The sequence below is a fragment of the Deinococcota bacterium genome, assembly GCA_030858465.1.
GTDB lineage: Bacteria > Deinococcota > Deinococci > Deinococcales > Trueperaceae > JALZLY01.
Genome location: JALZLY010000299.1, coordinates 1 through 8,348, shown reverse-complemented (window position 1 = coordinate 8,348; position 8,348 = coordinate 1). Strand labels below are relative to the sequence as shown.

Below are 8,348 nucleotides of genomic sequence, written 5' to 3'. Positions count from 1 at the left end.
GAAACGGGTATGGGCTAAAAGCACCGGGATATCATCCAATCGTTCGTTGCTGAGGCTAAGATCTTCGCTCATGATCTGAGCTTACGTCCATTCTTGGAAGTGGCTGTCGATTTGAGCGAACGGTGAGCGCAAGAGGGCGCCGAAGGCTTATCGTAGCTGCTTGTAATAGTTGATCAGCCCGTTGGTGCTGCTGTCGTGGCTGCTCACCTCTTTGTCCCCGCTCAGCTCAGGCAGGATGGCACTGGCAAGCCTTTTGCCGAGCTCGACGCCCATCTGATCGAAGGAGTTGATGTTCCAGATGGCGCCTTGCGTGAAGATCTTGTGCTCGTAGAGGGCGATGAGCGCGCCCAGCGTATGAGGCGTGAGCTTCTTGTAGAGGAGTGAGTTGGTCGGCTTGTTGCCCGTAAAGGTCTTCGCGGCCGTCAGACGTTCCAAGGCTTCGCCCACGTGCCCTTCCCCCTCGAGCTCGGCCCGCGTCTCCTGGGGGGTGCGGCCCTTCATGAGCGCCTCGGTCTGGGCGAAAAAGTTGGCGAGCAGGATGGCGTGGTGGTCGGCTATGGGATTGTGGCTCTGGGCGGCCACCAGGAAGTCACAGGGGATGAGCTTGGTGCCCTGATGGATGAGCTGGAAAAAGGCGTGCTGGCCGTTGGTGCCGACCTCTCCCCAGATGACGGGGCCGGTCTGGTAGTCTACGGGCTCGCCGTCATGAGTCACGCGCTTGCCGTTCGACTCCATGTCGCCCTGCTGAAAGTAGCTGGCGAAGTGCTCGAGGTACTGGTCGTAGGCCAAGATAGCGTGGCTCTGGGCGCCCCAGAAGTTGTTGTAGAGGATGCCCAACAGGCCCATGATGACGGGGATGTTCTCAGCTAGCGGCGCGCTGCGAAAGTGCTCGTCCACCTCGTGCGCGCCGGCTAGCAGAGCCTCGAAGTTGTCCATGCCGAGGTAGAGCGCAACCGAGAGACCGATCGCCGACCACAGCGAGTAGCGGCCGCCCACCCAGTCCCAGAACACGAACATGTTTTCAGGGGCGATGCCAAAGGCTTCGACCGCCTCCTGGTTGGTCGACAGGGCGACGAAGTGCTTGGCGACGGCGGACGGGTCGCCCGCTCGAGCGAGCAGCCAGCCTCTGGCGACGTGCGCGTTCGCCATCGTCTCCTGGGTGGTGAAGGTCTTCGAGGCCACTAGAAAGAGGGTCGTCTCGGGAGCCAAGCCCTTCACGGTTTCGGTGATGTCGGTCGGGTCGACGTTTGACACGTAGTGGACGCGCAGGCGCTCGTGCCCGCAGGGCCTGAGCGCCTGCGTGACCATGCGCGGGCCCAGGTCCGAGCCGCCGATGCCGATGTTGACGATATCGGTGATGGCCTCTCCGCTGAAGCCCCGCCAGGCACCGCTCCTCACCCTCTCGGTGAAGTCGCGCATCCTCTTGAGCACCGCGTTCACTGCCGGCATGACGTCTTCGCCGCCCACGTAGCTGGGCCGGCTCGAGCGGTTGCGCAAAGCGACGTGCAGGGCGGCGCGGTCCTCGGTGGTGTTGATCTTCTCGCCGGAGAACATCGCCGCGATCTGCCGGGGAAGCTCCGCCTCCTCGGCAAGCTCGAGCAGCAGCGCCACCGTCTCCTCGGTGACGCGGTTCTTGGAGTAGTCGAAGAGCAGGTCGCCCAGGCGCAGCGAGAAGCTGTCGAAGCGCCCAGGATCGGCGGCGAAGAGGTCGCGCATGTGGAGGTCTCCCCAGTCCCGCCGGTGCCTCTCCAAAGCCTGCCAAGCCTGGGTATCGGTTATAGACATCGTTGACCCCTCTCTGCCCGCTTGGACACCCGCACGAAATGGATGCGCCTTGGTACCGCGGCTGGTCGTAAGCTCGAGTGTACCTGATTCTCGCGCTCCCGCAGCAGAACTCGTGAGCTCGAGCCGAGACCGGGGCGCGCCGTGCTACACTGGGGTCGTGGTACAGTCCGCCCGCAAGCAGCCCCCGCTCAGCGTCGAAGACTATCTGGCCCTCGAGGCGTCCGCCGCGGTCAAGCACGAGTACGTGGCGGGAGCGCTCCATGCGCAGGCAGGCGCGAGCAGGCGTCACAACCGCATCGCGCTGACTATCGCCTCAAAACTCCTCAGCGCCGCTCACGACACACCCTGCCGCGTCTCCATCAGCGACGTCAAGCTCCGCATCGACGACGGCAATTCAGCGCTCTTTTACTACCCGGACGTGATGGTCGCCTGCGGCCCCGAGCCACAAGACCCGCTCATCGAAACCGAGCCTTGCCTGCTCGTCGAGGTCACCTCGCCCAGCACCGAGAGCATCGATCGGCGCGAGAAATGGCTGAGCTACCGGCGGCTGCTGAGCTTAAAGGTCTACGTGATCGTTCATCAAGAAGAAAGGCGGGTCAGCCGCCACTACCGCGACGAAACGGGCATGTGGTGGCATGCGGAGGTAGCGGGTGAGGGCCTCGTGCCACTTCCCTGCCCGGAGCTAACCCTCTCGCTCGAGGGCATCTACGAAGGCTCGAGCTGACCCTCCGACGCCTGTGCCAGCACCGCCCGTCGCGTCGAGAACAACATGAAGCTTCTTTGACATCATCGCCGCTCTAGCCTGCCCGCAGCATGCCCACGCCCAGGGTGACGGTGCCGACCGTCAGCAGGGCAAAGCCCAGGTAAACCAGCCCGATGAGCTTGCCGGGCCGGGCCGCCCGGGGTGAAGCGACGGAGAGAAAAAACCCGGCGGAAACGAGGATCGGCGCGAAGGCGAGGCTCGAGCGCACCAGCCGCTTCGCCGCCGGGGCGAGCGCCGCGCCGTCCACGTAGAGGAGCCCGACCAGGGCGAGCATCACCAACACGCCGGCGTGGGCGTGGCCGGCGCGAAAGAGCGCCTGACGCAGCGGGTTGTCGAGGTAGCCCGGCAGGCGCGAGCGGATCATCCAGAGCAGCGAGGCGCCGCCAAAGGCGATGGTGGGAACGAGAACGAACAGGACACCGGCAATGCGCATGGAAGCAGGGGACATATCAGGGGACATCAGCGTACCTCCTCAGGTATGGGCTCAGGTATGGCTCAGGTATGGGTTTGGAAAGGGCCGGGGCGTACTCAGGCAAGCTGCCACACCGGCGACGTTCATCGTGCGAACGGACCGGTTCATCTTTGCGCCTCTCATCGTTGCGCCTCATGCTTGGCGATCCACAGCGCTTTGGCCGCGCCGCTGAAGCTCACACCAGCTATGCAGGGTCGTCGCCGGCGCGCCGAGGAGCCGGTTGGCCTCGCTCGGGTCGCCGACCTCGCCGACGCGCTGCATCACCTTCATGAGCGCCAGAGTCCTCGCCAGTCGGCGACCCATAAAGATGGTGTCGAGCGCCGACATGAGCGGCAGGGGCGCGACCATGACCCGCTTGCCGGGCTCGGCAAGGGAGGTGTAGAGGCGCAACGCCTCGGAAATCGTCACCGCCTCGGGTCCGAACACGTAGAGGCTTTTGTTCGCGGCCTCGGGCTTGCGGTAGGCGCTCGACACCATCCGGGCGTAGTCACCCGCGGCCACCATGTGCAGAGGGTGGGGCTGACGGCCCAGCACGACGGCGTACCTGCCCTGAACGTGCCGCGGCAGCGTCTCCATAAAGTAGCTGGGCTTGAAGATGGTGAAGGGGACACCGCTCCGGCGGATCGCTTCCTCGGCTTTCGCTTTGGCCCGTTCCGCCGGAGCGTCCGCGAACGCCTCACCGGCGTACATCCCCGAGAGAAAGCTCAGCCGCGACAGGCCCTGCTCGGCGGCGATGGCCGCGAGGCGTGTCGTTCCCTGGTGCTCGACCCTAGCGATGGCCTCCGGACCCCCGGCGGCTTGCAGGCTGACGTGGACGCCCGCGCAGCCCTCGAGCGCGCGCCTGAGCGAGTCGGCGCTCGCCAACTCGGCCGGGACGTAGCTAAAGTCCGGCCCGAGTTTTTCTTGCGCTCTCTGGACATCGCGCACCAGCAGCCGCACCGCGAAGCCGTCGCGCAGAAGCTGCCGGGCCACGGGCTCGCCGAGCATCCCGGTCGCCCCGACCACGGCAACCGTCTCCTCGCTCACGGCGCGTCTCCTTTGGGTGGTGGTGACGGTGGTGATGACGGTGACGAGCGGCGAAGGCGGCGGGCGGCGGGCCGCAGCATGGCGCGCTGCAAAGCGCGCGGCAAGACCCCCAGGAGTATCATCAGCGACCGGTAGGCGAAGCCGGGAAAGACCAGCGCGCTGCCCTTCTCGAAGCCGCGCAGGGCCTCCCTGGCGCACTGCGCCGCCGACAGCGCGGGAATGGGCGGCCCCGCGTCGAAACCCTCGATCCCGGCCGCCTGGTCGAATTCGGTGTCGACGGGCCCGGGACAGACCTGCGTCACGGCCACGCCCGTAGCCGTGAGTTCCAAGCGGAGCGTCTCGGTAAAGCCGTTGACGAAGTGCTTGCTGCCCACATAGGCCGCGGCGCCGGGCAGCAGCGCCAGACCGGCCCCCGAGCCGATGTTGAGGATGCCGCCCCGGCCCCTCGCCACCATCGGCCCCACCAGCCGGTGGGTGAGCAGGGCGAGCGCTAAGACGTTCACCTGAATGATCTCCTGGACGCGCGCCCAGTCCGCGCGCTCGTAGAGGTTCTGATTGCCCAGGCCGGCATTGTTGACGAGGATATCGATATCGCCGACCTTGTCGAGAACCTCCTCGAGCATGGCGCAGACGGCCCCGGGGTCGCTCAGGTCGCAGGGCGCCAGATAGACGCTCAGCTCGGGGTTGGCCGCCAGCAGTTCAGCACGCAGCGCCCCCAACCGCTCGGCGCGGCGTGCGACCAGCACCAGGGTGCGGGCCCTGGGGGCGAGCTGGCGCGCCAACTCCCGGCCGATGCCGGCGGACGCGCCGGTGATGAGAACGGTGCCGTTGTCGATGGGTGGACGGGTAGCCATGCTAGTCCTTTCGAATTCCGGGAACGACCGGCGAGGCTGCGTCGCGCGCGCCGAGGCCGAACGCCAGCAAGGCCGTCAAGGTCACCGCCCCAAGAGCCGCCAACGCTGTCAGGGTGAGCGCGTCCGGTGCAAGCAGGGGCTGAGCGCGCAAAGCCTGCCAGGTGACGAGCCCGACCAGGCCCAGGTAGCTGAGCGCCACCGTAACGACCATCGCCACGCGGCTGCTCATGGGCCAGCGCCTACGCCTCGAGATGAACCAGCCGACCAGGGGCAGGAGTTGCAAGGCGTGCATGCCGACGAAGTGCGGGACGCGCAGGTCGCCGCCTTGGATGCTCCAGCCCACCACGGGCAAACCGGGCCCGCCGTCAAGAGCGCCGACGGTGTGCGCGCCGACGACCGTAACGGGGCCGCCCGACTGCCAGGAGGCCAGCTGCTGCGCGGTGGGGCTGGTCATCAGAAAACCGAGGCCGAGGCCGATGAAAGTCACCAGCAGCGCCAGCCTGAGCGACCAGGCCCAGGCCGGGTTGTCGAAGCGTTGCAGCGTCACCAGGGCGGCGGCAAGCAGGTTCATCAGCCACAGCACCACGATGGCGACAGCCATCACGGTCCAGAGCGCGGTGTCCAGCGAGCTCGAGACGTTGAAGTGGCTGGTCGTGCCGCGGACCACCTGAAAGACGATGATGAGCATCTCCGCAGCAAAGGCCGCTGCTGTCACGTTTGCAACCACCGCCACCAACCGCTCGCGGCCCTTCACGAAGCCGAGCAGCCACACCAGGGTGAGCGAGTAGATGGCTACGGAGAGGGCGAACTTGCCGGGCTTGAGCCAGGCGGGCGAGCCGGTGATCACCCGCGGGTCGAAAAGGACGCCGGCCAAAGCAACACTCAGCAGGACGATCATCGCCAAGCCGACGAAGGTGAGCGGCGCGTTGGTCGCCCACAGCCGGCCCAAAGAGCGTCTGACGCCGGTGGCGCGGCTCATCCGACTGTTATACGGGCTGTCGCTATACGGGCTGTTGTTATACGGTTGCATGCTCATGATCTTTCCTTTCGTAACATATCTCTATAACTTAATGCTGTTATCTAACGGCCTAAAAAACAACCGCGCCCTCACATCGCGTCACCTGCTCTCGGGTGCCCTAGACCCCGCACGGTCATCGGGAAAAAGACATCGGCCATCTGTGCCGCTTGAACCTCGTCGCAAAAGGGCATGGTGATGGTGAGCGCGACGATGCCGTGGACGCCGGCCCAGAGGGTGTTGGCGTAGCCCGTCGGGTCACCGGGCTTCATGACCCCGGCCTCGAGCGCCTCCTCGACCGCCCTCAGCAGGACGCCGAACGAGTCGATGGGCGGCCTGTGGTCGTCGGGCTTGGGCCGGGTCATGAACTCGCCGCGCTGCATGAACATGAGGCGGTAGTGAACAGGATGGCCGAGACCGAAGCGGATATAGGCGCGGCCGACGGCCTCGAGCCTCTGCCACGGCTCCTCGGCGCTCTCGTAAGCCTTCTGCAGCGCCTCGCCGAAGTGGCTGAAGCCCTCGAGGGCCACGGCAAAGAGAAGCGCGTCCTTGTCCTTGAAGTGCAGGTAGATGGTGGTGGCCGAGTAGCCGATGTGCTCGGCGACTTGCCGCAAGGAGAAGCGCTCGAAGCCGTGCTCGAGGAAGAGCCTCCCAGCAGCGTCCAAGATCGCCCGCCGCAGCTCCTCTTTCCGCTGCGTGCGGCGCCTGGCGCTGGCCTTTTGGATGCGCTCGGCGCGGGTCGGGGGCGTCTCTCTTTTCACAGTGACTCCTTCACAGTGGCTCCAGTTTACTTAACACTGTTAAGTTTGTCAATAGGGTCACAGATGATCCTCTGGCTGTCGCGTTCGAAGGGGTCTGGCCTTAGGAGGGACCGCTCAGGCGCTTGTACTTTAGGAGTGCCTGCCGCAGGAGGTCGTGAGGGAGCGCATGAACGGTCCGACCCTCGACGCCGGTCATCGTCTCGGCGGCGACCAGGGCGTTGACGATGGCCTCCTCGGTAGCCTGCACGGTCGCCGTGAAGAGCGCGTCCATCTCGCCGTTGGGAAGCGCCCGCCAGACCTCCACCCCCTCACGGCGTGCGGGCGCCGCCGTGGAAAAGGCGAGAAAAAGGTCGCCGGAGCCGTTGTGGGCGACGCTGCCGCTGCGAGCCAGGCCCAGGGAGGCGCGCTTGGCGAGGCGCCCTAGCTGGTGGGGCAAGAGCGGCGCGTCGGTCGCCACGATGATGATGATCGAGCCGTCGCCCGAGGCTGTCGTCCCGCGCTCGGGCATGTGGCTGCCGATCTCTCTGCCCACGGGCACACCGGCGATGATCAGCTCCTCACGGCGGCCGTAGTTGGCCTGGACCAGCACCCCCAGGGTGTAGCCGCCATACGCTTCAGCCAGCCGCCTCGACGAGGTGCCGATGCCGCCCTTGAAGTGGTAGGCGATCATGCCGGTGCCGCCACCTACGGCGCCCTCCTGAAAGCTACCGCCCCGAGCCCCGTCGAGCGCCTCAAAGGCATGCTCCGCCCTCACGTGAAAGCCGTCGATGTCGCTGAGCCAGCCGTCGTAGGTCTCGGCCACCACCGGCAGGACGAAGGGGCCGCGCTTCAGGTCGCGCCGGATGAGCCAGGCGATGACCGCGTCCCGCACCGTCCCGACGCTGTGGGTGTTGGTGATCATCACCGGGCCCCCCAACAACCCGGACTCCTCGAGCCAGGCCGTGCCCGTCATCTCGCCGTTGCCATTCAGCGAGAACCAGGCCGCGGGAACGGCTTCGTTCCTGGTCCTGCCCTGGGGCAAGACAGCGGTCACGCCCGTGCGGACGGGGCCAAAGCCGACGCGCAAGGGTCCCTCGCCGGAGACGAGGGTGCAGTGACCGACTTCGACCCCGGCCACGTCGGTGATGGCGTTGAGGGATCCCGTCTCACCCTCGAAGGGCACGCCCAAATCGCGCGCTCTGGGTTTGGGCGGAACAGGTGCCGACTCAGCCGTCATGCGGTCACTCCAACAGGCTGCCAAAGGCAAAAAACGTGCGGCGCTGCGCTTTCCACTCGAGCCTCCGGATCAAGCCTACCCCGCTAGCGGTCTCTCGAGCTTCCAAAGGGCAAAGCTCAGGGTATGCTCTGAAGAGGTGATTTGGGTACCGCGGCGTGTCGCTGTCCGATCCTGCAAAAACCCCGGCACAACGACACACCCCGGCTCGAGCCGGTTTTCTTCGTGTACAACCTCACTCTTGTCGTTTGACCTGATCTGGGACTAGACAGCGCGACCAAGATCGGCTATACCCCGGGTGTGTCGCTGACGTGGCAGTACGGGTTTTGAGTCTTCCTACTAAGGAATTGAAAGTTGGCGCTTTTGCTCCTGGTTAAGATTGCGCCGGAGTTTTGAGTCTTCCTACTAAGGAATTGAAACGTGGTTATCGCGGACCCCGGCGCGTGGCCTGTGCGGTTT

8 protein-coding genes are annotated in these 8,348 nt (G+C 65.7%); 1 reads left to right on the top strand and 7 read right to left on the bottom strand.

Annotated elements, in window-relative coordinates; genetic code table 11:
* Window positions 1–147: 147 nt before the first annotated feature.
* Window positions 148–1,785: a glucose-6-phosphate isomerase gene (gene pgi, locus M3498_14950; protein MDQ3460577.1), complete on the bottom strand. Its 1,638-nt coding sequence runs from the start codon at window positions 1,783–1,785 to the stop codon at window positions 148–150.
* A gap of 157 nt (window positions 1,786–1,942) precedes the next feature.
* Between pgi and M3498_14945 the strand changes: the two genes are divergently transcribed.
* Entirely contained in the window at window positions 1,943–2,509 is a 567-nt protein-coding gene (locus M3498_14945; GenBank protein ID MDQ3460576.1) for a Uma2 family endonuclease, read from the top strand.
* A gap of 73 nt (window positions 2,510–2,582) precedes the next feature.
* On the opposite strand, the gene M3498_14940 is transcribed toward M3498_14945, so the two are convergent.
* The 6 genes from M3498_14940 to M3498_14915 all read right to left on the bottom strand — a co-directional run bounded on the left by M3498_14940 (window position 2,583) and on the right by M3498_14915 (window position 7,892).
* Complete coding sequence (locus M3498_14940) at window positions 2,583–2,981, bottom strand: hypothetical protein (GenBank protein ID MDQ3460575.1); 399 nt, start codon at window positions 2,979–2,981, stop codon at window positions 2,583–2,585.
* A 171-nt stretch (window positions 2,982–3,152) separates the two neighbouring features.
* A complete protein-coding gene (locus tag M3498_14935) occupies window positions 3,153–4,046 on the bottom strand; it encodes an NAD(P)H-binding protein (GenBank protein ID MDQ3460574.1) in 894 nt (297 codons plus the stop codon).
* Complete coding sequence (locus M3498_14930; GenBank protein MDQ3460573.1) at window positions 4,043–4,900, bottom strand: SDR family oxidoreductase; 858 nt, start codon at window positions 4,898–4,900, stop codon at window positions 4,043–4,045. The genes M3498_14935 and M3498_14930 overlap by 4 nt, the downstream gene beginning before the upstream one ends.
* A 1-nt stretch (window position 4,901) precedes the next feature.
* Window positions 4,902–5,879, bottom strand: coding sequence for a hypothetical protein (locus M3498_14925; protein ID MDQ3460572.1), 978 nt, complete (start codon window positions 5,877–5,879; stop codon window positions 4,902–4,904).
* Window positions 5,880–6,007: 128 nt separating this feature from the next.
* Entirely contained in the window at window positions 6,008–6,676 is a 669-nt protein-coding gene (locus M3498_14920; GenBank protein MDQ3460571.1) for a TetR/AcrR family transcriptional regulator, read from the bottom strand.
* Window positions 6,677–6,776: 100 nt separating this feature from the next.
* Window positions 6,777–7,892, bottom strand: coding sequence for a P1 family peptidase (locus tag M3498_14915; protein MDQ3460570.1), 1,116 nt, complete (start codon window positions 7,890–7,892; stop codon window positions 6,777–6,779).
* Window positions 7,893–8,348 lie beyond the last annotated feature (456 nt).